This window comes from Rhodomicrobium sp. Az07 (assembly GCF_018619475.1).
Lineage (GTDB): Bacteria > Pseudomonadota > Alphaproteobacteria > Rhizobiales > Rhodomicrobiaceae > Rhodomicrobium.
In genome coordinates, this window is record NZ_JAHFZG010000017.1 from 14,947 (window position 1) to 35,170 (window position 20,224).

Consider the following 20,224-nt stretch of genomic DNA (forward strand, 5'->3'; position numbering starts at 1 on the left):
CGCCGGCGGCCTCAGTGCCCGTCGAAGGCGATCAGGGCATGACAACGAACGCCATGCGCGGCGAGTTTCGCGACGCCGCCGAGTTCCGGCAGATCGATCACGAAGGCCGCACCGGCGACTTCGCCGCCCACAAGCTTGATGAGCTTGACCGCTGCTTCCGCCGTGCCGCCCGTGGCGATCAGATCGTCGACGATCAGCACCCGCTCGCCCGGCTTCACGGCATCCTCGTGCATCTCGATGATGTCGGTGCCGTATTCAAGCTGGTAATCCTGCCCGACGGCGCGCCATGGCAGCTTGCCCTTCTTGCGGATCGGGATGAAGCCGCAGCCGAGGCGATCCGCGACGGCGCCGCCGACGATGAAGCCGCGCGCTTCGATGCCTGCGACCGCGTCGATCTTTTCACCCTCGAAAGGAGCGGCGATACGACGGATCGCGGCGCGAAAGCCAATCGCATGACCGATCAGCGTCGTGATGTCCCGGAACATGATGCCGGGCTTCGGATAGTCGGGGATCGTGCGAACCAGCGCTTTCAGATCGAGAGTGTCAAGGCTCATGGTATCCCCCTTCGACAACAGAAACGCCGCCTGTATTGCAGGCGTATTCTTGGCGTTTAGCAGATGCGGCCCCATGTCTTCAATGACTTTCGGACGACCGTTTTGCCGCGCCTCGCCAATGCGGAACCGCTTTTCGTCCGTGACGTTCGTATCACTTGAAGTCATGAAGGGGTGCCGAAAGATGTTTCAGCTTATCATCGTTTCGTCGCTTCTCGTTATCGCCGCTCTCGCGACCGTCGCCGCTTCCGGCTTCGCAAAAATAGCCGCCCGCGCGGAGAAACCCAAGCGCTGAAGCCTCGCGCGAATACAAACCGGCAAGGATCGACATGACATTAACGATCATCGTAACCGTGGCCATCGTTCTGGTGGTCTTCATTCTGGGCGGCATCGCGAGCCGTCCCGGCGAGTGGTATCGCAACCTCAGGAAGCCATCGTGGAATCCGCCGAACTGGGCTTTTGGCCCGGCGTGGACCATCATTCTTTCGCTGGCAGGAGCGGCGGGTGTGTTCGCGTGGACGGCGGCCGCCGATAGCGGAGAGCAAACCCGCGTCGCCGTGCTGTTCGCGATCAACATCTTCTTTTACGTCATCTGGAGCCCACTGTTCTTCGCGGCGAAGCGGCCGGACTGGGCGCTCGCCGAGGTGCCGTTCCTGTGGCTTTCCATCCTGGCGCTGGTGATCGGCCTCTGGGACATCTCATCAACCGCGTCGTGGCTCCTCGTGCCATTTCTGCTCTGGGTCACGTTCGCGGCGTTCCTCAACTGGAGGATCGTGAGGTTGAACGCGCCTTTCGGCTCCAGAGCGGGCGCGTCTCCCGCGCTTCATGGCGAACATGCGAGGGAGCGTCCTTGAGGCATCGACGCGGCGGGCGCTCGGAGCATACCCGTCGCGCCCAAGCCGGTTTGCCGCCTCGCTTTCGCGCAGCGGTATCGATTTCGCCTGAAAACGCTGTAAACCTGTTTGGCACGCCCCGGACAGGATCCCGCCATGACATCGGCTCCATCGCCATCCGCTCCCGCCATCATCCTCGTCGAGCCCCAACTCGGCGAGAATATCGGTGCTGCCGCGCGCGCGATGGCGAATTTCGGACTGCGCGAACTTCGCCTCGTTGCGCCGCGCGACGGCTGGCCGAACGAAGCCGCGCGGGCCTCGGCGGCGCTCGCGGTGGAAATCGTCGACGGCGCGCGGCTTTATCCCGATCTCGCCGCCGCTGTGGCTGATCTGCACTATATCGTGGCAACAACGGCACGCAGCCGCTTCCTCGCCAAGCCCGTGCTGGCTCCCGACTCCGCCGTTACCGAAATCGCAGAGCGGCAAGGCGCCGACCTGCGCTGCGGCGTTCTCTTCGGCAAGGAGCGGACGGGACTTGAAAACTCGGACGTCGCCATTGCCGACGCGCTCATGACGGCCCCGGTCGATCCGGCTTTCGCCTCGCTCAACCTCGCGCAGTCCGTTCTGCTTTTCGCCTATGAATGGCGCAAGCTGGTGAACCCGCATTCGCTCGGCCGCGCGCTGCCCGACGCGCCGCTGGGCGCGGGACACCGCTTCAAGGCGAGCCGCCCGGCGGAGCGCGGCGAACTCATCGGCTTTTACGAGCACCTCGAAGGCGAACTCGACCATTGCGGCTTTCTCTTCCCACCCGAGAAGCGTGAAACCATGGTCAACAACATCCGCACGATGTTCGGGAGAATGGCGCCGACCGAGCAGGAGGTTCGAACGCTGCGCGGCATCGTCGCCATTCTTCGGCGTGGACCGTGGCAGGGTTCCAACAAGGCGTGACCTGCGTGCAATGAGGCCATAGTGTTGCCGCGTTTCTCCCGTTGCCATGAGCCGGGGTTTGACGCGTCGGACGCCGAAGGCGCGGCGCAAAATGTTCAGTCAATCAGGGGATTCGGGGCCAGCATGATTTTGCGATCGATCATCTTCGCTGCCACGTTGCTTGCCACGCCGGTTGCAGTCGCGCAGACGCAGACGGCAAAGGGCGAGATCAGCGACAAGACACTCAAGACGTTGAAGACGCTTGCCTGGCAGTCGCTGCCGAACAAGATCCTCCAGCCGGACAAGTCGGTGACGGTCATCGACAAGTCCGATCCGTCGAAGATCATCATCCCGGACGCCGACGCGCGCGAAGTGATCCGCGCCGCCTATCTCAGCGCCCGCGCCCAGAAATGCGACCTTCAGGAACTGGTGATCGCGAACCGCGATGCGCTGCTCCTCCGCGAGAAGAACACCGGCAAGTGGTCGTCGAGCCAGCTTCAGTATATCAACACGCTTCATCTGTTCACCGTGCAGCTTCTGGTAGGCAAGGTGGAAGTCGTCGATCAGGAAGAGGCGGCGAAGCGCGATCCGAATACCATTCCGATGCCACCCGCGAACACCGTCAACTGCAACGAAAAAGAAAAGCAGGATATCTCGGCCGCCGTCGCGGCGAATGAGAAGCTCGTTCTCGGGAAGTCCTGATCCGCAGCTGAATGCTCGAACGGCGTGAAGCCCGGCCGACCACCGGCCGGTCTCTGCCCGACTGGCGTTGAGGCTGGCGAATTGGCCGGATCGTCGCTGCCGCGGCGGGTGGGCGCCGGCGGGGGCAAAGCTCGGGCTTGCATTTTGCCACCGGCGCGGCTCATAACAACGCCTCGCACCATCAAGGCCAGCACGACAATGAAAGAGCTTGTCTTCTCCGGCGTTCAGCCGACCGGCAATCTGCATCTCGGCAACTATCTCGGCGCCATCAAGAACTTCGTCGCGTTGCAGGATCGGACCGACTGCATCTATTGCGTCGTGGATCTGCACGCGATCACGGTGGCGCAGAATCCCGCCGATCTTAAGCGCTCGACGCGAGAAGTGACGGCTGCGTTCATCGCGGCGGGCGTCGACCCCAAGCAACACATCATCTTCAATCAGTCGCAGGTGAGCGCGCACGCCGAACTCGCCTGGGTGCTGAACTGCGTCGCGCGCATCGGCTGGCTCAACCGCATGACGCAATTCAAGGACAAGGCGGGCAAGGACCGCGAAAACGCGAGCGTCGGGCTTTACGTGTATCCCGTGCTGATGGCGGCCGACATCCTCGCCTATCGCGCGACGCATGTGCCCGTCGGCGAGGACCAGAAGCAGCATCTGGAACTGTCCCGCGATATCGCGCAGAAGTTCAACAACGATTTCGCGGAAACCATCGCGGCGGAAGGCTTCGCGGACGGCTTCTTCCCTCAGCCCGAGCCGATCATTTCCGGCCCCGCGACGCGCGTCATGTCCCTGCGCGACGGCACGAAGAAGATGTCGAAGTCCGACCCGTCCGACCTCTCGCGCATCAATGTAGCGGATGACGCCGACACCATCGCGAAGAAAATCCGCAAGGCGAAGACCGATCCCGAGCCGCTGCCGACCGATCCGAAGGGCTTCGAGGGACGCCCCGAGGCGGAGAACCTCGTCGGCATCTATTCGGCGCTGTCCGGCGAGAGCGTTGAAAAGATCCTCGGAGAATTCGGCGGCTCGCAGTTCTCGGCGTTCAAGAACGCGCTCGCCGACCTCGCCGTGGCGAGGCTCGGCCCCATCGGCGACGAGATGAAGCGCATTTCGGCCGACGCCGCCTATATCGACGCGGTGCTGGCGGATGGCGCGGAGCGGGCGGACGTGCTCGCGTCCGAAACGCTGCGCCATGTGCAGAACATCGTCGGTTTCGTTACGAAGCCGCGGTAGGAATTCTCCCGACCAAGAAAACGCCGTTTGCGGGCGCGCCGTTCATGGTAAGCTCAACCCTCCAAAGGGGACGCAAACCATGGCGAACCGTCAGCCACGCGATCTTTTCACCGTCGGTCACAAGCGAAAATTCCTCGTCATCGTGGACGAGTCGCCGGAGGGCGAAACCGCCCTCTATTACGCCGCGCGCCGTGTGCATCGCACGGGCGGCAGCCTTTCGCTTCTGTTTGTGATCGAGCCGATTGAAATGACGCACTGGCTCGGCGTCGACGAGACCTTTCGCGAGGAGCAGTATCACAAGGCGCGTGCCGTGTTCCGGCTTCGGGCGCGCAAGCTCAAGACGTGGGGCTTCGAGGAGATCGTGCCGGAGGAGATCATCCGCGAGGGGCCTCTCGCCGAGGAAATCGTGAAGCTCATCGAGGAGGACCGCGAGTTCGGCATCCTCGTGCTCGGCGCCTCGACCGATCCAAAAGGACCGGGTCCGCTCGTGTCCTCGCTGGCGGGTGCGAAAGCGGGCACATTCCCGATCCCTATCGCAATCGTGCCCGGCAATCTTACCCTCGAAGAAGTGAACGGCCTCGCCTGAGGCGAAGGCGGGTTTCCGACCTCAGCAGTCGGCTTTTCTCTTGAAAGGCGGGCGCAACCCTGCCTTATTATCTGGCGAATGGTTGTTCGCGCCCGAGGGGAGAGAGGGCGCAAAAGAGGAAAATCATGTTCATTCAGACCGAGATAACGCCGAATCCGGCGACGCTGAAATTTCTGCCCGGCCGCACGGTAATCGAAGAGGGCACGCGCGAGTTTCTCACGAGCGACGATGCGGCAGGCGTTTCGCCGCTGGCATCGCGACTGTTCGATATCGAAGGCGTCACCGCCGTTTTCCTCGGCTCGGACTTCGTGTCCGTGACAAAGGATCGCGGCGATTGGGAGAGCCTGAAGCCTCCCGTCCTCGGCGCGATCATGGAGCATTTCATGTCGGGCCAGCCGGTCCTGTCGGACGAAAGGCTCGTCGCGGAAGATGAGGATTTCGACGTCGCCGACACCGAAGTCGTCACCACAATCAAGGAATTGATCGAAACCCGCGTACGCCCCGCCGTGGCGAGCGACGGGGGCGACATCACCTTTAAAGGGTTCCGCGACGGTGTCGTCTACCTCAAGATGCAAGGCGCGTGCTCAGGCTGCCCGTCCGCGACGGCAACGCTTCGCCATGGCATCGAAAACCTGTTGAAACACTTCGTTCCCGAAGTTCAGGAGGTTCAGCCCGTCTAGTGCTGCGACCTGCGATCCTCTATATGTTGTGCTGCCCTGGGTTGGAGTACACAATAAGAGGTAATGCATGGGGCGCCCCATCGTCGCGGAATGCCTTGACCAGATTTTTCTGAAGGCCCGCACCCAAAGCAAATGGCAGGACAGACCCGTCGCGGACGACATTCTGCGGCGGATCGTAGACCTGACGGCCCTTGGCCCAACCAGCGCCACTCACTCGCCCGCACGCTTCGTTTTTCCGAAGGGTGACAGCGCGAAGGCGCTCGCCGTTCATTTTCGGTGGAACGTCCATCAAATCGAACTTTCTGTGCAATTTGGGCTATGGCGACCCCGCCGCGTTGCGCGCGCGTTTACCTCGCTTTGCCTTCGATGAGATTTCCGAAATCGTATAGTCGTATTCTATCCCTTCCTGCGACAAGCAATTGTCGTTCCCGCCAGTAACAAGAGTTGTGTCCTTCGGTCGTGAGAGTTCTAGCAATCGAAACAAGCATGGGCCGCACCTCGGTCGCCGTGACAGCGGCTCGCCAAGGTGAACCTGCGCGCGTCAAAAGGCTTGAAGCCGTGCGCGGCCAAGCGGAGCAGCTCATTCCGCTCATCGGGACGCTGATGGCCGAAGCGGGCCTTGCTTTCGCCGGTCTCGACCGCATCGCCGTGTCGATCGGACCCGGCGGGTTCTCCGGCATTCGAACAGGCGTCGCGGCCGCGCGGGCTTTCGGGCTGGCCGCGAAGCTTCCCGTCGTGGGTGCGACGAGCTTCACGATCATGGCCGCCGCCTACGAAAAAGCCGGACATGCAAAGGGCGCCTATGGACTTGCGGCCCCTGCGGGTTTGAACGCGGTCTTCTGCCAGATTCTGAAACCGGGGCGCGAAGCCGTGACCGACATCGTGGCCATGCCTCAAGCCGATTGCGCGGCTTTCTTTAACGGAAGAGCCGACGGCCTGTCCGGCCCCGCCTCTTCGGCACTGATTGACGGGGGCTTCGTAGCCCTTCCGCTCGTTGCCCCCGATCTCTTCCCGGACGCACTCACGCTGGCGGAGCTTGCGCCGTCTCTGAGCCCGGCGCGCGATCTCCCCACGCCCTTCTATGTTCGCCCGCCCGACGCCAAGCCGCAGAAGCGCAATATCATCGCCCGCAAAGATGAGTGAGCCATCGGATTTCCCGATTAACCGCGCCGCACCCGAGGACGCCGCCGAGATCGCTGCCCTGCACGCGCAAGCCCTGCCGCCCGGTTGGCCCCCGTCCGACTTCGCCGCCTCGACCATCGACGCGAATCGCGCGCTTCTGAAAGCCGCGAATCGCGAGCGCCTTTGCGGCTTTGCGCTGTTCCAGTTCGCCGCCGACGAAGCGGAAGTCCTTGCCATCGCAGTCGCGCCGGACGCACAAGGTCGCGGCCATGCAACGCGGCTGATGCAAGCCGCTTTCGAGCTGTGCCGCGAGCGATTCATCGCTTGCATTTATCTGGAAGTGGCGGAAACTAATCGCAAAGCGCGCGGCCTTTACGAAAAGCTCGGTTTTCGCGTCGTCGCGCGGCGTGACAATTATTATCGGCACGAAAGCTCTGCGTCGGAAACGGCTCTCGTCATGAGGCTGGATTCGCTGCGTTCGGCCGTTGACCCGGAGATAAGCAGCCCGTAATGAAGCGAACGTTGAACGCGCTCGGAAGTGAAAGCGGCATGGATGCTCTCGTTTTTCATGGATTTATGATGCGGATGCTCGGTTCAATTCGGGCGTCGATCCTGCTTGCGGCTTTCGTCGCGGTCACGTTGCCGCTCATGCTCCTGCAATGGCTGTTCCTGAAACTCGGGCTCAAGCAGGCAAGGACGCTGCCGAACGGCTATCACAAGCTTGTCTGCCGCATCCTCGGCATCCGCGTCCATGTCGAGGGAAAACTTGCCAACGATAGCCCGGTTCTCCTCGTCTCGAATCACATTTCCTGGCTCGACATTCCCGCCTTGTCGACCGTGGCTCCGCTGAGTTTCGTCGCCAAGGCGGAGGTCGGTGTGTGGCCGTTCGTCAGCCTGCTCGCCAGACTTCAGCGCACGGTGTTCGTGGATCGCACGCGGCGCACCCTCGTCAGGGACAAGGCCGGCGAGATCGCCGAGCGTCTGGCCAAGGGCGACACCATCGTTCTCTTCGCGGAAGGCACCAGCAGCGACGGCAACCGCATCCTTCCGTTCCGAAGCTCGCTTTTCTCCGCCGCATCGCTGGCGCCGAACGCCGCAAACGACAACGGCCCGGAAGCCGTGGTGCAAACCGTTTCCATCGCCTACACACATCTTCACGGCCTGCCGATCCTGCGTCACGAGCGCCCGCTCATCGCGTGGTACGGCGACATGGACATGATGAGCCATGCGTGGAACGTGCTCAAAAGCGGCCCGATCGATGTAACCATTCGCCTTGGCGAGCCGGTGCGGCTGGCTTCGTTGCGCGACAGGAAGGCGCTCGCTGCGTTCTCCGAGGCGCAAATTCGCCAGTCCTATATCGAGCAGGTGACGGCGCGTCCGCGCGCGGCTTGAGACATGCAGGACGCTTGCGCTCCCGAGACTGAGGAAGACGTGCGGCCCACTGGCGACACGCCGGAAAAGCGCGTCTTCATCAAGACGTTCGGCTGCCAGATGAACGTCTATGACAGCGAACGCATGGCCGATGCTCTCGGCTCGGCCGGTTTCGCCGAGACGGATGCGCCGGAAGATGCCGACCTTGTCATTCTGAACACCTGCCATATCCGTGAGAAGGCCGCCGAAAAAGTGTTTTCGGAGCTTGGCCGCCTGCGCGTGCTGCGCGAGACGCGCCGCGAACTCGGCGGCGGCAACCTCATGATCGCGGTCGCGGGCTGCGTCGCGCAGGCCGAGGGCGAGGAAATCGCCCGCCGCGCGCCTCTGGTCGACATTATCGTCGGCCCGCAGAGCTATCATCGCCTGCCCGAACTGATCGAAAGGCGCGCCGGAACGCGCGGCGTCGTGATCGAAACCGAATTTCCCGCCGCCGAGAAATTCGCGAACCTGCCCGCGCCGAAGCTTCGCTCCGCGCCCGCCGCGTTCCTCACCGTGCAGGAAGGCTGCGACAAGTTCTGCACGTTCTGCGTGGTGCCCTATACACGTGGCGCGGAATATTCGCGCCCCGTCGCGCAGATCGTCGATGAGGCGAAGCGCCTTGCCGAGCGCGGCGTGCGCGAGATCACCCTTCTCGGGCAGAATGTGAATGCGTGGGCGGGGGAAGGCCCGTCGGGGAAGACATGGACGCTGCCGGATTTGCTGGCGGCGCTATCCGAAATCGACGGCATTGCGCGCCTTCGCTTCACCACAAGCCACCCGAACGACATGAGCGAGGCGCTCGTCGCCGCGCATCGCGACTTGCCGAAACTGATGCCCTATCTGCATCTGCCGTTCCAGTCCGGCTCGGATCGCATCTTGAAGGCGATGAACCGCAAGCATCGAATCGAAGATTACCTCCGCATCGTGGACCGGCTCCGCGACGTGCGCCCCGACCTTGCGCTGTCGACGGATATCATCGTGGGTTTTCCGGGCGAAACGACCGCCGATTTCGAGGAAACCATGCGCGTGGTAGAACGCGTTCACTTCGCGCAGGCTTATTCGTTCAAATACAGCGCGCGGCCCGGAACGCCCGCCGCCGACCGCCCCGAACAGGTGCCGGAAGATTTGAAATCGGAGCGCCTCGCCCGGCTTCAGGCGCGCCTTTTCGCCCAGCAGACGGCCTTCAATGCCGCGATGGTGGGACGGACGCTTTCCGTGCTGTGGGACTCGCGCGGACGCAACGACGGCCAGATCGTGGGTCGTTCGCCCTATCTCCAGTCGGTGTATGCCGAGGGCGACCCGGCGCTGCTGGGCAGCATCGCGGATGTGGAAATCGTGGCAGCAAGCCAAAATAGTCTTCGCGCTGTCATAAAAAATCTGGACGAAGACGCTACATAAAGAGACAATAGTGAAAGAGCGCTCGGCAAGCAGAACGCGGAGAAATACTTTTTGCCAGGTGTCGACATACCGCCAAGGCGATCGATGAACGCTCCCTCGCGTCAGGCTTGGCGTGCCGGTTCGAAACCGTCGCAATCCGCGCAATCCCTTTACCGGATTGAAATCACGTTCGACGATAACCGAAAGCTCGCCGATGTGTTGGGCGAGTTCGATTCAAATCTCGCCCTTATCGAAAACAGGCTCGGCCTCCGCGCGGTGGTGCATGGCAATGTCGTCGTGCTCGACGGCGACAAGGAGACGTGCCTTCAGGGGAAAACGGTGTTGGAAGCGCTGTATGGCCGCGCCAAGGGCGATGGCACCCTGTCGCAGGGCGACGTGGATGGCGCGATCCGCCACCTGACGGGCGGGCCGGGCCTCGGCGGCTCGGGGCTCGCGGTGGCGCAACCGGTGCCCAATGTCGGCGAACTCAAGACGCGCAAGCGTACCATTGTCGCGCGAACCCCCGCGCAATCCACCTATATCACCGCCCTTCAATCGCGGGAGATGGTTTTCGGCACCGGCCCGGCGGGCACGGGCAAGACTTACCTCGCCGTCGCCTATGCGGCGGGTTGCCTCGAACGCGGCGAAGTCGACCGGCTCGTGCTTTCGCGTCCGGCCGTGGAAGCGGGCGAACGGCTCGGCTTCCTGCCCGGCGACATGAAAGAGAAGGTCGACCCGTATCTTCGCCCGCTTTACGATGCGCTTTACGATGTGCTTCCGCCGGAAAAGGTGGAGCGCGGGCTTGAGACAAAGATGATTGAGATCGCGCCGCTCGCCTTCATGCGCGGCCGCACGCTCGCGCATTCCATCGTCATACTCGACGAGGCGCAGAATTGCACCGTCATGCAGATGAAGATGTTTCTGACGCGCCTCGGCGAGGGCAGCCGCATGATCATCACCGGCGATCCGTCGCAGATCGACTTGCCCGCCGGCCAGCATTCCGGCCTCGCCGATGCACTTGGCGTGCTCGACGGCGTGGAAGGCATCGCGCACGTGGCATTCACGCGCGCGGACGTGATTCGTCACCCGCTCGTCGGGAGAATTATTGAAGCTTACGAAACGAAGCGCTAAATTAAGAACGCTATGACACCTCCACTGACCGATGCAACGACGAATGCCCCCTCGGATCCTGGTCCGAGCGCGGAAGGCGAGCCCTACCGAATAGGCACGGATATCTCGATCGAGGACGATCGGTGGGTATCCGTCGCGGGGCTGGAAGAATTGATTCCGAAACTTGTGGCCGAAACGCTGCGCGAGGCCGGATTCGCGCCGGACGACACTTGCGTCAGCGTGGCACTCATGTCCGGCGAACAGGTTCGCTCGCTGAACAAGATGTTTCGCGGCAAGGACGCCGACACCAACGTGCTGTCATTTCCATCGGGGGAGGCGGTGCGAGCCGCCCGTTTCGACGATGAACCGGCGTTTCTCGGCGATGTCGCCCTGTCATACGACGCGGTCGTGGGCGAGGCGCAAGCCCAGGCGAAAACCCCTCTCGATCATTCCGCTCATCTCGTGGCCCACGGTGTTCTTCATCTGGTCGGCTTCGATCATGAAGCGGACGCCGATGCCGACGCTATGGAAGCCGCCGAGCGCGTCGTCCTTGCCCGCTTCGGCATTCCCGATCCTTATCGGGACGATGCGAGCGCTTCAGTTCAGACACTTTGACCTCAATAACAGGGCCACTCACCTCAAAGCCATGCCACCACAAATATTGCTCGAAACGGGAAAATCGAAACCATCCGCTGGCTGGTTGCAGCGGATGGCGGCCAATCTCGGCTTCGCCAATAATGAGAATTTGCGCGAGACGCTTGAAAGCGCCATAGCCGAAAGCGTTGCCGAAGACGACAAATCCATGTCGCAGCAGGAGCGCATGATGCTCCTGAATGTGCTGGGTTTCGGCGAATCGAAGGTGTCCGAGATCATGCTCCCACGCGCGGATGTGGTAGCTGTGGAGGAACAGCAAACGGTCGGCGACCTGCTCGCGCTTTTCGCGCGGGAAGGCCACGCCCGTATCCCCGTGTATCGCGAAAGCCTCGACGATGTCATCGGCATGGTTCACATCAAGGATGCCATGGTCTGGGTGATGAAGCATGGCGCAAAACAGGGCCAGGTGGATCTCAGTCAGGACGTGCTCAAGACGACCATCGCGGATTCGAAGCTGATGCGAGAGGTGCTGTTCGTTCCCGCTTCCATGCCGGCGCTGGCTCTGCTTGCGAAGATGAAGGCGAAGACGACGCATCTCGCCATCGTGGTGGACGAGTTCGGCGGCACAGACGGCCTTGTCACCTTGCAGGATCTCATGGACTCCATCGTGGGCGACATCGCCGACGAGCATGACGACGCCCAGCAATTCTCTATCGCGATCAAGGACGAGACCTTCGTTGCGAGTGCCCGCGCCCCTATCGAGGATGTGGAGCAGGTGCTCGGCCTGTCTCTCTGCACGCCCGGCGTGACAGACGACGTCGATACGCTCGGCGGCCTTATCCTCGCGATGGTGGGAAGCTTCCCGAAGCGTGGGCAGCTCATTCATCACGCCTCCGGTGTAACCTTCGAGATCATGGAAACAGGGCCGCGACGGCTGCACACCGTGCGCATCTTCAAGCAACGCGTGCTCGGCGGAGCGGACAAGCCGCTTTTGCTGCCAGCGCCGGACCATGACAGCAGCCATGGCGAGGAGCCCGCCTCGCGCGCGGAACTTCGCGACGCTCGGGCGGCTTGATCAGCCTGCGTTAATCGCTGGTGTGACGCGGGGGCGAAACTCGCGTCACGCTGCGATTGACCGCGACCGTCCAGCGGCTCACGAGGCTTGCGTGGCCAATCGCTCGAACAGCGCTTCCCATTCGGCCGCGCGCGCATCCCATGTGACAAGCGCGTCATCAGCAAGGCATGCGCGGTGCATCCTTGTCCACAGCGCGTCGTCGGAGAGAAGCGCCGCGCTGCGCCCGATGAACTCGTCCCTGTCCTTCACGACGAATCCGGTCTTGCCGTCGCGCACGCGCTCGCTCAACGATCCAGCGCCCAGCGTCACCACCGGCACCCCCGATGCGACGGCTTCGGCAGCGGCGAGGCAGTACGTCTCGTCGCGGTGTCCGGGGATGAACTGAATGCGCGCACCTGCCAGTTCCTGCACGAGAGCGCCCCGCGCGATACTCCCGCGAAACGAGACGCCATCCAGCGCCCGCTTGGCGGCATTGGCGTTCGCCTGATGTGCCTTCGGCGCGAACACGTCGAACCTCGCATGCGGCACCCTCGCGCGCACCTCCGGCCAGAGATCGAGAAGCCAGTCGAGTCCGCGATAGGGTTGCGAGGTGAAGATCGCGCACGGCGGCGGCGCGGCTTCGGCGGGGACCTCGCGCCGGAAAGCATCGGCGATACCGTGATGGATGATGCTGCGCCCGCCCGACGGCAGCCATCGCGGGACTTTGCGGCCGTGATAATCGCCGAGCAGCACGAAATGAGGCCGCGCCTTCAGCATCGGCAGCACGGCCCCTTTGCGGATCTGTCGAAACCCTTTCAGCGGGTTGTGCAGCCAGAGAACCGGCACGCGGAATGAGGTATTCCAGAAGACCTTCGGCGCCGCCACCGAAATGCCGATGTCGCCCCGCGTTTGCCTGCCGGTGTCCGTCATCGGCAAATACGCGACGCCGAACATGCGCTGCGGCCCCGCCACGCCGTTGAACACGCGTACATCGTGCCCGCGCGCCGCCAGCGCTTCCGCCAGCAGGACGACGGAGCTTTCCGTGCCGCCCATCGCGCCCGTTCTCGGCGTGTTGCCGGTGTACGTGCGGGCGGGATCCAGGAAATCGATTGCATAGGAGGTGCGGCTGCGGCGCTTCCATGATGGAAGTTCTAGAGCCGGTGCGGAACGCGTTAGCGCATCGGGAAAATTGAGGGTTGTCGCCATGCCTGACGCATATGACCCCAGACGTTACCGAAGCTTGCGGCGCCATCATTGTGCAATCAGAAGTGGTGTGTTAACCATTGCCGGATGATGGAGGGATCCAGCCTTATGCCCAACCCGCCGATTTTCCTGCTCAACCTCGACAGCGCGCAGCACCGCCTCGCCGCGATGAAACAGCAGCTCGACGCGCTCGGCCTCGCCTTCGAGCGCTTTCCCGCCGTGGCGGGCAAATTACTGAGCGCGGACGAGCTTGAGGCCGTCGCCCCGTCGCACCTCTGGGAAGGAAGGCGACGCCGCAATCCGGGGGAAATCGGCTGCTTCCTCAGCCACCGCGCGATCCTTGAAACCATCCTCGCGCGAGACCTGCCCGTCGCCTGCATCCTCGAAGACGATGTGCGCCTTTCCGCCGATTTCGCGGCCATCCTCGACGCCGCGCGGGTTCTTCCCCCGCAGGTCGATGTGCTGAAGCTGGAAATCGCGCTGCCGCGCGCGAAGATACCTTTCATAAAGGTCTCCGCTTTCGCGGGCCGCGATCTGGTGTTTCTGCCAGCGGGAGGTTGGCCGGGGACAGCCGCTTACGTGGTGACTCGGCGTGGAGCGAAGTCGCTTCTGGCTCGCATGCCCGTCATGATCGCCTCGAACGACCGTCAGGCGTTCGATCCACCCGCAGCGGACCTCGCGATCTTTCACCTGTTCCCGCTCCCGGCGGTGCAGGAGGGCGAAAGCGAGATGGGTCGCCCGCGCAACCCGGCAAAGGCGCCGAAGCCGCGCCGCTCGCCCGCGCGCGTCCTGAGTGATGCGGTCCGGAAAGGCCTGCGCTCGGTCAGCAGACGCACCGCGCACCTGCGTTTCCAGATGAGCCTCCTCGGCGTCAAGAAAGCGCTGTTCGGTCGCCGCACCCGCAAGCGCGCCGATCTCGTGCGCGTCTGAGGTTCCCGTCGAGCGAAGGCCGGATTCTCGTGCGGTCTCGCTACGAAATCTTCCGCCGGAACAGCCATCCCGCCGCCGTCAGCGTGAACGCCGCGATGAACAGCATCGGCCAGATGCGCTCCGCGACCAGCGCCATCGGCATGTCGCGCAGAAAGACGCCGCGCACGATCACCAGAAAATGCGTCAGGGGATTCGCGAGCGCGACGGGCTGGAGCCAGTCCGGCATGTTCTGCACGGGGCTCGTGAAGCCGGACAGCATCATCGCGGGCATCATGTACACCATGGCGCCCAGCATCGCCTGCTGCTGCGTCGAGACGAGCGAGGAAATGAACAAGCCCACCCCGATGATCGCAAGCAGGAACACGAACAGCCCCGCATAGAGCACCAGCGGCGAGCCGAGCATGGGGATGCGGAAAAACTGCGTCACGATGAGCATGATCGCGGTCGCCAGCCCGAAGCCGACGATGAGGCCCGGCACAGCCTTGCCGATGAGAATTTCATGCGGCTGAAGCGGCGACACGAGAAGCTGCTCGAAGGTGCCGAGTTCGCGCTCGCGCGCCACCGACATGACCATGATCATGAGCACGGTGGTCATGGTGAGCGTCGCGACGAGGCTCGGCACCATGGTCGTGGCATAGTCGCGGTTCGGATTGTACCAGGAGCGCTCCACCACGGTGCTGATCTCGGGCGGCGCTGTCCCTCCCGTCCCCTGATCGATGGCGAATTGGCTCACGATGGTGCCGATATAGCCGTTCAGGATCTGCGCGGTGTTCGATCTCCGCCCGTCGAGGATCACCTGTACGGTCGCGGGCTCGCGTGCGGCCACCCGCCGCGAAAAGTCCTGGCCGATGCGGACGACGGCCACAACGCGCTGGCTGTCGATGACGGGCGCGATCTCGCGGTCGCTCTTGAGCCAGAGGATCGGCCCGAAGGCGGATGAGCGCTCGAAGCGGTTGACCAGCTGACGCGAGGTTTCGCCCCAGTCCTCGTTGACGACCGCGATGGAAGCGTGCTTGACCTCAAGCGTCGCCGCATATGCGTAGAGGAACACCTGCATCAGCGGCGGAATGATGAACGCGATGCGCGCCTTGGGATCGCGAAACGCGGCGAGAAGTTCCTTGACGATGAGCGCGAGCAGTCTCGGCGGCAGCATTTCAATCGAGCCTCATTTTCGAGAATCGCGCCGTCAGCAGCATCAGAACCAGGCTCATGAAGGCGAGGATAAGGATCGATGGCACGAGCACCGCGGCCACATCGCCCGCGAGGAAGATCGTCTGGAGGCTCCGCACGTAATATTTGGCGGGGATGAGCGCTGAGAACGCCTGCAACGGGCCGGGCATGCTCGAAATCTCGAAGATGAAGCCCGAGAAGAACAGCGCGGGAAGGAAGGCCGTGATCATCGCGATCTGACTCGCGAGAAACTGCGACCGCGCAAGCGACGAAATGAGAAGCCCGGAACTCAGCGCGACCAGCAGAAAGGCAGTGGAAGCGGCCAGCAGCGCCGCCACCGAACCGCGCATCGGCACGTCGAACACGAAGATCGCGAACAGCACCGAAACCGCCATCGCGCAGAGCCCGAGCACGAAATTCGGCACGACCTTGCCGACGAGAAACTCCGTCACGCTCGCGGGCGTGGCGAGCAGCGCCTCGATGGTGCCGCGCTCCCATTCGCGCGCAACGACGAGCGCGGTCAGCAGCGAACCGATCATCATGAGGATCAGCGCGATGGAGCCGGGGACGAGGAAGCGGCGGCTCTCAAGCTCCGGGTTGAACCAGAAACGAGGGTCCGTGGTGATGGCTGCCGCGCCTTCCTTGCCGCCCGACAGGGCGAGTTGCGCGAGCCAGCTTTGCCACGCGCCCTGCGCATAGCCGTTGACGAGCGAGGCTGTGTTCGGGTCGGTGCCGTCGGTGATGATCTGCACGGCGGCGGGATCGCCCCGCGCGATCCGCTCGGAGAAGTCGCCCGAGAGTACGATCACGCCTTCAAGGCGCGAGGCAGTGAGGTCGTCGAGGAACGCGCGCCGGTCATGCGCCACCTGCACCCTGAACCATTGAGTGTTGGCAAGCGAAGCCTCGAACCTCGCCGTGTCGGGCGTCGGCTGCTCGATGACGAGGCCGATGCGCATCTTCGTCACGTCGAAGGAAACGCCGAAGCCAAACAGGAACAGGAGGAGGATCGGCAGGATGACGGCGATCACGAGGCTGCTCGGATCGCGCACGATTTGGAGCGTCTCCTTGCGGATGAGCGCCTTCATGCGCCGGAAGCGCCCGCTGCGGTCGCGCGGCGCGGCATCGGCTTGCGCTGTGGCGGCTGCCAAGGGGACCGCGTCTGCCGGTGTGTGTTCGAGCGTCGTCATGCCGCCGTCCCCGAGCGCGCTCCCGCGCCTTCCGCCTGCCGCTGGCTGTCCTGTTCTTCGACGAGCGCGATGAATGCGTCCTCAAGCGTGGGATTGGGCAGCTCGGGCGTTTTCACCCGCGCCTGCAACGCGTCCGGGGTGTCGAGCGCGATGCAGCGCCCGCGATAGATCAGCGCCACGCGGTCGCAATATTCGGCTTCGTCCATGAAGTGCGTCGTCACCATGACGGTCACGCCGCCCGACACCATGGCGTTGATCGTGCCCCAGAACTCGCGGCGCGTGATGGGGTCGACGCCGGAGGTCGGCTCGTCGAGGAACAGCACGGGCGGGTTGTGCAGGATCGCCGCCGCGAGCGCGAGGCGCTGCTTGAAGCCGAGCGGGAGTTGCCCCGCGTTGGCGGAAAGATGCGGGCCGAGGTCGAACGCGGCAATCGCGCGCTCGATGGCCTCGCGCTTTGCGTGGCCCATGAGGCCATAAGCGCCGCCGAAGAAGTCGAGGTTCTGGCGCACGGTCAGATCGCCGTAGAGCGAGAATTTCTGCGCCATATAGCCGAGACGCGACCGCGCGGTCGCCGGCGCGTTGTAGAGGTCGTAACCGTCGACGCGCGCGGTGCCTGACGTGGGCCGCAACAGGCCGCACATCATCTTGAAGGTGGTGGACTTGCCCGCGCCGTTCGGGCCGAGAAGCCCGAAAATTTCCCCGCGCCGGATCGCGAAGGAGATGTTGTCCGCGGCGGTGAAGCTTCCGAACCGCCGCGTGAGGTTCAGCGCCTCCACGGCGGGCCCGTCGCGGTGCTCGATCTGCCCGTTGGACTTCATGTCGCGCGTGCGCTTCGGCTGGCCGCCAAGCATGACGACGAACGCGTCCTCGAAGCGCGGTTTCGCGGGCTCGATGGTGATCGGTTCCGCCGTCTCGATGTCCTCGGGCTTCGGCGGCGGCGCGCCTTCCTTCGTGACAAGGCGCACGGCGGCGCCTTGCAGCACGCCGTCGATGATGTCGGGCCGTTCCAGCGCGCGTTCGAGCACGACGCGCCGCTCTGCCCCTGCGCCTTCGAGCAGGAAAACGCGGTCGCCGATACGCGCCGTCATCGCCTTCGGCTCGCCCTGATAGAGCAGCTTGCCCTCGTTCAGAACGATGACTTCGGCGCAATTCTCCGCCTCGTCGAGATAGGCCGTGGTCCAGACGACCGCGACGCCCTCGCCCGTCAGTACGTGGACCATATGCCAGAGTTCGCGCCGCGAAATCGGATCGACGCCGACGCCCGGCTCGTCGAGAAGCAGGATGCGCGGCGCCTTCAGCATGGCGCAGGCAAGCCCGAGCTTCTGTTTCATGCCGCCCGACAGCGCGCCCGCGAGGCGGTCGGTGAAGCGTGCAAGATCGGTGAAGGCGAGGAGGCGCTTGAACGTGTCATCGCGCTCCTTGCCGATAACGCCGCGAAGATCCGCATAGAGCGCGAGGTTTTCGAGAACGGTCAGGTCTTCGTAAAGGCCGAAGCGCTGCGGCATGTAGCCGATGGATTGATGCAGCGCGATTGAGTCGCGGATCGTGTCGAACCCGCAAACGGTGAGCGAGCCTGAAGTGGGCGCCAAAAGCCCCGCCATGAGCCGCATCAGCGTCGTCTTGCCCGCGCCGTCCGGCCCCGCGACGCCCGTCACCTGCCCCGGCCTGATGGCGAAGGACAGCGTGTCGAGCGCGGGCGGCCCGTCGGGCGTGAAGCGCTTCACGAGGTCGCGCGCAATCGCCATCGGCGCCGCGTCCTGCGTTTTCGCTTCGATGGCCGCATTGCTGGTCATGGCGCCTTGCTCGCAACCGGCGTGCCTTCGGGGGCGGGCGCTAGCTCCACCGTTACCGGCATGCCCTGACGAAGCTCTTCGTCGTTGCCGTCGACCACAACGCGCAGGCGATAGACGAGCGACGTGCGAAGCTCATCGGTCTGCACCGTTTTCGGCGTGAACTCGGCGGCCGTCGAAATAAAGCCGATCTTGCCGCGATAGACCTTCCCGCCCGGCGTGTCGGTATGGACCGTGACCGGCATCCCCGGCCTTATTCGGCCAAGGTCCGGCTCGGTCACATAGGTGCGAACCCACACGGGAGTCGTGAGGCTCACCACGAACACAGTCTCGCCCGGCTGCACGATGGCGCCGACCTCGCGAACGCGCGAGAGCACGGTGCCGTTGCCCGGCGCGATCAGATCCGCGTCGGCAAGCTGGCGCTCTATGGTGGCTGTAACTGCCTTGCGCTCGTCGAGCTGCGCCTTGGCGTAGGCGATGTCTTCCTTGCGGTAGCCCGCCTCCTGAAGCCGAAGCGCCTCGCGCGCCGAATTGAGCAGCGCTTCGCCCTGCCGCTCCGCCGCCTGCGTGTCGTCGAACACTTTCTGAGATCCGGCGGGAGTTTTCAGCAGCGACTCCGCGCGCTTGCGCGTGATGGTGGCGTTCGCAAGCATTGCCTCGCGCTCGGCGACAGCTGCCCGCGCCTGCGCGATTTCCTCGACGCGGTAGCCCGCCTTGAGCTTCGCATAATTCGCCGCTGCCTGATCGGCCTGCGCGCGCATCTGCGCCAGCGTTTCGCGGAAGTAGATCTTCTCCAGCGAGGCGAGCGTCTGCCCGGCCTGAACCCTGTCGCCCTCGTCAACCGCAAGCGTCTCGATGCGCCCGGCCACCTTGAAGCCGAGGTTCACCTGCCGGACCTCGACATTGCCGTAAAGACGCAACTCGCCCGTATCGCGGTGGCTCGCTCTGTACCACCACCAGCCGCCGCCTGCCGCGACAACGACAAGGGCGATGAGAAGGATGCGTTTCATTCCGGCTTCTCCTTCTTGACGAGGCCGAGCAGATCGCGATGAGCGTCGACGGCGGTGGCAACGTCGATCGGATCGAAACGACCGAACAGCGACCGCCAGATGACAATTCCGAGCATCGGCCAGAAAAAAAGCTGCGGGCATTTCACCAGCGCGTCGCTGTGAAGTTCCCCGCGCTCGAACCCGCGCGTGGCGACGTCGCGAATTGCCGCGAGCCCCTTGGAAACGACCTCGCGATGATGGAATTCGGCGATGCGCGGAAAACGCGGACCTTCCGAGATCAGGAGATGAAGCATCTTCTCGCGCTCGGTCCCGATGAACTGCGTCTGGAACATCGTGAGGATGTGATTGAAAATCATGGGCGCGGGAAGGTCGGGCAGCGCCGCGAGAGCATCGATGCGGGCCAGTACCGGCTCGGCGAAGCTGAGAAGAAGCTGCTCGAACAGCGCTTCCTTGTCCGGGAAATAGAGATAAAGCGTGCCCTTCGCCACACCCGCCTTGCGGGCGACGTCTTCGAGACGCGCGGCGGCGAAACCATGTTCGGCGAAGACCTCGAAGGCGGCGGCTAGGATGGCCGCGCGGCGCTCGTCGGCCGATGGCCGCTTGCGGTCCGGCGTGGCCGTGTCCGTCTCGCTATGGGACGCGGTATCCTCGGGGCGTTCATCCTGTGTCATGATGCGCTCAATATGACTGACTGTTCAGTCAGACTATACCTATCCCGCCTGCTCGCAACGCCTTTCCTCGCTGCCCCGGTCTTG

22 protein-coding genes are annotated in these 20,224 nt (G+C 63.7%); 14 read left to right on the plus strand and 8 right to left on the minus strand.

Annotated elements, in window-relative coordinates; all coding sequences use genetic code 11:
• Nucleotides 1-11: 11 nt before the first annotated feature.
• Together KKP04_RS12530 and KKP04_RS12535 are read right to left on the minus strand one after the other, a co-directional pair.
• The gene (locus KKP04_RS12530; protein WP_215031808.1) at nt 12-554 is read right to left on the minus strand and encodes an adenine phosphoribosyltransferase; all 543 of its coding nucleotides are present in this window, start codon (nt 552-554) and stop codon (nt 12-14) included.
• 151 nt (nt 555-705) lie between these two features.
• Entirely contained in the window at nt 706-882 is a 177-nt protein-coding gene (locus KKP04_RS12535) for a hypothetical protein (RefSeq protein WP_215031812.1), read from the minus strand.
• Between KKP04_RS12535 and KKP04_RS12540 the strand changes: the two genes are divergently transcribed.
• The 13 genes from KKP04_RS12540 (at nt 881) to KKP04_RS12600 (ending at nt 12,200) form a co-directional block, all read left to right on the plus strand.
• Nucleotides 881-1,405: a TspO/MBR family protein gene (locus tag KKP04_RS12540; protein ID WP_215031814.1), complete on the plus strand. Its 525-nt coding sequence runs from the start codon at nt 881-883 to the stop codon at nt 1,403-1,405. The two genes, KKP04_RS12535 and KKP04_RS12540, sit on opposite strands and share 2 nt — an antisense overlap.
• 135 nt (nt 1,406-1,540) lie before the next feature.
• The gene (locus KKP04_RS12545; protein WP_215031817.1) at nt 1,541-2,332 is read left to right on the plus strand and encodes an RNA methyltransferase; all 792 of its coding nucleotides are present in this window, start codon (nt 1,541-1,543) and stop codon (nt 2,330-2,332) included.
• A gap of 123 nt (nt 2,333-2,455) precedes the next feature.
• Entirely contained in the window at nt 2,456-3,013 is a 558-nt protein-coding gene (locus tag KKP04_RS12550; protein ID WP_215031820.1) for a hypothetical protein, read from the plus strand.
• A 198-nt stretch (nt 3,014-3,211) separates the two neighbouring features.
• On the plus strand, nt 3,212-4,246 hold the full coding sequence (gene trpS, locus KKP04_RS12555) for a tryptophan--tRNA ligase (protein WP_215031823.1): 1,035 nt from the start codon (nt 3,212-3,214) through the stop codon (nt 4,244-4,246).
• 79 nt (nt 4,247-4,325) lie between these two features.
• Nucleotides 4,326-4,832 carry a universal stress protein gene (locus KKP04_RS12560; protein WP_215031825.1) on the plus strand — a complete coding sequence of 169 codons (507 nt, stop codon included), beginning with the start codon at nt 4,326-4,328 and terminating at the stop codon, nt 4,830-4,832.
• Nucleotides 4,833-4,957: 125 nt separating this feature from the next.
• The gene (locus KKP04_RS12565) at nt 4,958-5,512 is read left to right on the plus strand and encodes a NifU family protein (protein WP_215031828.1); all 555 of its coding nucleotides are present in this window, start codon (nt 4,958-4,960) and stop codon (nt 5,510-5,512) included.
• Between the two features lie 459 nt (nt 5,513-5,971).
• Entirely contained in the window at nt 5,972-6,655 is a 684-nt protein-coding gene (gene tsaB, locus KKP04_RS12570) for a tRNA (adenosine(37)-N6)-threonylcarbamoyltransferase complex dimerization subunit type 1 TsaB (protein WP_371818792.1), read from the plus strand.
• Complete coding sequence (rimI, locus tag KKP04_RS12575) at nt 6,648-7,145, plus strand: ribosomal protein S18-alanine N-acetyltransferase (RefSeq protein WP_215031835.1); 498 nt, start codon at nt 6,648-6,650, stop codon at nt 7,143-7,145. Before tsaB ends, rimI begins: the two co-directional genes overlap by 8 nt.
• Nucleotides 7,146-7,219: 74 nt before the next feature.
• Nucleotides 7,220-8,026 (plus strand): 1-acyl-sn-glycerol-3-phosphate acyltransferase, encoded by an 807-nt coding sequence (locus tag KKP04_RS12580; protein WP_251134093.1) that lies wholly within the window; start codon nt 7,220-7,222, stop codon nt 8,024-8,026.
• Nucleotides 8,027-8,029: 3 nt separating this feature from the next.
• Nucleotides 8,030-9,442 carry a tRNA (N6-isopentenyl adenosine(37)-C2)-methylthiotransferase MiaB gene (gene miaB / locus KKP04_RS12585; protein WP_215031841.1) on the plus strand — a complete coding sequence of 471 codons (1,413 nt, stop codon included), beginning with the start codon at nt 8,030-8,032 and terminating at the stop codon, nt 9,440-9,442.
• A gap of 84 nt (nt 9,443-9,526) precedes the next feature.
• Nucleotides 9,527-10,552 (plus strand): PhoH family protein, encoded by a 1,026-nt coding sequence (locus KKP04_RS12590; RefSeq protein ID WP_215031844.1) that lies wholly within the window; start codon nt 9,527-9,529, stop codon nt 10,550-10,552.
• A 12-nt stretch (nt 10,553-10,564) separates the two neighbouring features.
• A complete protein-coding gene (ybeY, locus tag KKP04_RS12595) occupies nt 10,565-11,146 on the plus strand; it encodes an rRNA maturation RNase YbeY (RefSeq protein ID WP_215031860.1) in 582 nt (193 codons plus the stop codon).
• A gap of 94 nt (nt 11,147-11,240) precedes the next feature.
• Nucleotides 11,241-12,200 (plus strand): hemolysin family protein, encoded by a 960-nt coding sequence (locus KKP04_RS12600; RefSeq protein WP_215031863.1) that lies wholly within the window; start codon nt 11,241-11,243, stop codon nt 12,198-12,200.
• A gap of 78 nt (nt 12,201-12,278) precedes the next feature.
• Here KKP04_RS12600 and KKP04_RS12605 read toward each other — a convergent pair whose 3' ends face one another.
• Nucleotides 12,279-13,385: a glycosyltransferase gene (locus KKP04_RS12605; RefSeq protein ID WP_215031866.1), complete on the minus strand. Its 1,107-nt coding sequence runs from the start codon at nt 13,383-13,385 to the stop codon at nt 12,279-12,281.
• A gap of 105 nt (nt 13,386-13,490) precedes the next feature.
• Here KKP04_RS12605 and KKP04_RS12610 point away from each other — a divergent pair, with 105 nt between their 5' ends.
• Nucleotides 13,491-14,312, plus strand: a complete 822-nt coding sequence (locus KKP04_RS12610; protein ID WP_215031869.1) for a glycosyltransferase family 25 protein — start codon at nt 13,491-13,493, stop codon at nt 14,310-14,312.
• A 40-nt stretch (nt 14,313-14,352) separates the two neighbouring features.
• Here KKP04_RS12610 and KKP04_RS12615 read toward each other — a convergent pair whose 3' ends face one another.
• Genes KKP04_RS12615 through KKP04_RS12635 form a run of 5 tightly spaced genes read right to left on the minus strand, consistent with a single transcriptional unit; the run spans nt 14,353 to nt 20,140 of the window.
• Nucleotides 14,353-15,465, minus strand: a complete 1,113-nt coding sequence (locus KKP04_RS12615) for an ABC transporter permease (protein WP_215031871.1) — start codon at nt 15,463-15,465, stop codon at nt 14,353-14,355.
• Nucleotide 15,466: 1 nt separating this feature from the next.
• Nucleotides 15,467-16,669, minus strand: coding sequence for an ABC transporter permease (locus KKP04_RS12620; protein WP_215031874.1), 1,203 nt, complete (start codon nt 16,667-16,669; stop codon nt 15,467-15,469).
• Complete coding sequence (locus KKP04_RS12625; protein WP_371818794.1) at nt 16,666-18,462, minus strand: ATP-binding cassette domain-containing protein; 1,797 nt, start codon at nt 18,460-18,462, stop codon at nt 16,666-16,668. Before KKP04_RS12625 ends, KKP04_RS12620 begins: the two co-directional genes overlap by 4 nt.
• The gene (hlyD, locus tag KKP04_RS12630; protein ID WP_215031877.1) at nt 18,459-19,469 is read right to left on the minus strand and encodes a secretion protein HlyD; all 1,011 of its coding nucleotides are present in this window, start codon (nt 19,467-19,469) and stop codon (nt 18,459-18,461) included. The genes KKP04_RS12625 and hlyD overlap by 4 nt, the downstream gene beginning before the upstream one ends.
• Nucleotides 19,466-20,140, minus strand: coding sequence for a TetR/AcrR family transcriptional regulator (locus KKP04_RS12635; protein WP_215031880.1), 675 nt, complete (start codon nt 20,138-20,140; stop codon nt 19,466-19,468). The genes hlyD and KKP04_RS12635 overlap by 4 nt, the downstream gene beginning before the upstream one ends.
• Nucleotides 20,141-20,224: the final 84 nt, after the last annotated feature.

Bases quoted from the DNA above. Each gene is read 5' to 3' on its own strand.
- KKP04_RS12625 (WP_371818794.1), bottom strand. From the start codon at position 18,462: ATGACCAGCAATGCGGCCATCGAAGCGAAAACGCAGGACGCGGCGCCG.
- rimI (WP_215031835.1), top strand. From the start codon at position 6,648: ATGAGTGAGCCATCGGATTTCCCGATTAACCGCGCCGCACCCGAGGAC.
- KKP04_RS12550 (WP_215031820.1), top strand. From the start codon at position 2,456: ATGATTTTGCGATCGATCATCTTCGCTGCCACGTTGCTTGCCACGCCG.
- KKP04_RS12605 (WP_215031866.1), bottom strand. From the start codon at position 13,385: ATGGCGACAACCCTCAATTTTCCCGATGCGCTAACGCGTTCCGCACCG.
- KKP04_RS12635 (WP_215031880.1), bottom strand. From the start codon at position 20,140: ATGACACAGGATGAACGCCCCGAGGATACCGCGTCCCATAGCGAGACG.
- KKP04_RS12545 (WP_215031817.1), top strand. From the start codon at position 1,541: ATGACATCGGCTCCATCGCCATCCGCTCCCGCCATCATCCTCGTCGAG.
- KKP04_RS12590 (WP_215031844.1), top strand. From the start codon at position 9,527: ATGAACGCTCCCTCGCGTCAGGCTTGGCGTGCCGGTTCGAAACCGTCG.
- KKP04_RS12620 (WP_215031874.1), bottom strand. From the start codon at position 16,669: ATGACGACGCTCGAACACACACCGGCAGACGCGGTCCCCTTGGCAGCC.
- trpS (WP_215031823.1), top strand. From the start codon at position 3,212: ATGAAAGAGCTTGTCTTCTCCGGCGTTCAGCCGACCGGCAATCTGCAT.
- KKP04_RS12610 (WP_215031869.1), top strand. From the start codon at position 13,491: ATGCCCAACCCGCCGATTTTCCTGCTCAACCTCGACAGCGCGCAGCAC.
- ybeY (WP_215031860.1), top strand. From the start codon at position 10,565: ATGACACCTCCACTGACCGATGCAACGACGAATGCCCCCTCGGATCCT.
- KKP04_RS12615 (WP_215031871.1), bottom strand. From the start codon at position 15,465: ATGCTGCCGCCGAGACTGCTCGCGCTCATCGTCAAGGAACTTCTCGCC.
- KKP04_RS12540 (WP_215031814.1), top strand. From the start codon at position 881: ATGACATTAACGATCATCGTAACCGTGGCCATCGTTCTGGTGGTCTTC.
- KKP04_RS12600 (WP_215031863.1), top strand. From the start codon at position 11,241: ATGGCGGCCAATCTCGGCTTCGCCAATAATGAGAATTTGCGCGAGACG.
- miaB (WP_215031841.1), top strand. From the start codon at position 8,030: ATGCAGGACGCTTGCGCTCCCGAGACTGAGGAAGACGTGCGGCCCACT.
- KKP04_RS12580 (WP_251134093.1), top strand. From the start codon at position 7,220: ATGCTCGGTTCAATTCGGGCGTCGATCCTGCTTGCGGCTTTCGTCGCG.
- KKP04_RS12565 (WP_215031828.1), top strand. From the start codon at position 4,958: ATGTTCATTCAGACCGAGATAACGCCGAATCCGGCGACGCTGAAATTT.
- KKP04_RS12535 (WP_215031812.1), bottom strand. From the start codon at position 882: ATGTCGATCCTTGCCGGTTTGTATTCGCGCGAGGCTTCAGCGCTTGGG.
- KKP04_RS12560 (WP_215031825.1), top strand. From the start codon at position 4,326: ATGGCGAACCGTCAGCCACGCGATCTTTTCACCGTCGGTCACAAGCGA.
- KKP04_RS12530 (WP_215031808.1), bottom strand. From the start codon at position 554: ATGAGCCTTGACACTCTCGATCTGAAAGCGCTGGTTCGCACGATCCCC.
- hlyD (WP_215031877.1), bottom strand. From the start codon at position 19,469: ATGAAACGCATCCTTCTCATCGCCCTTGTCGTTGTCGCGGCAGGCGGC.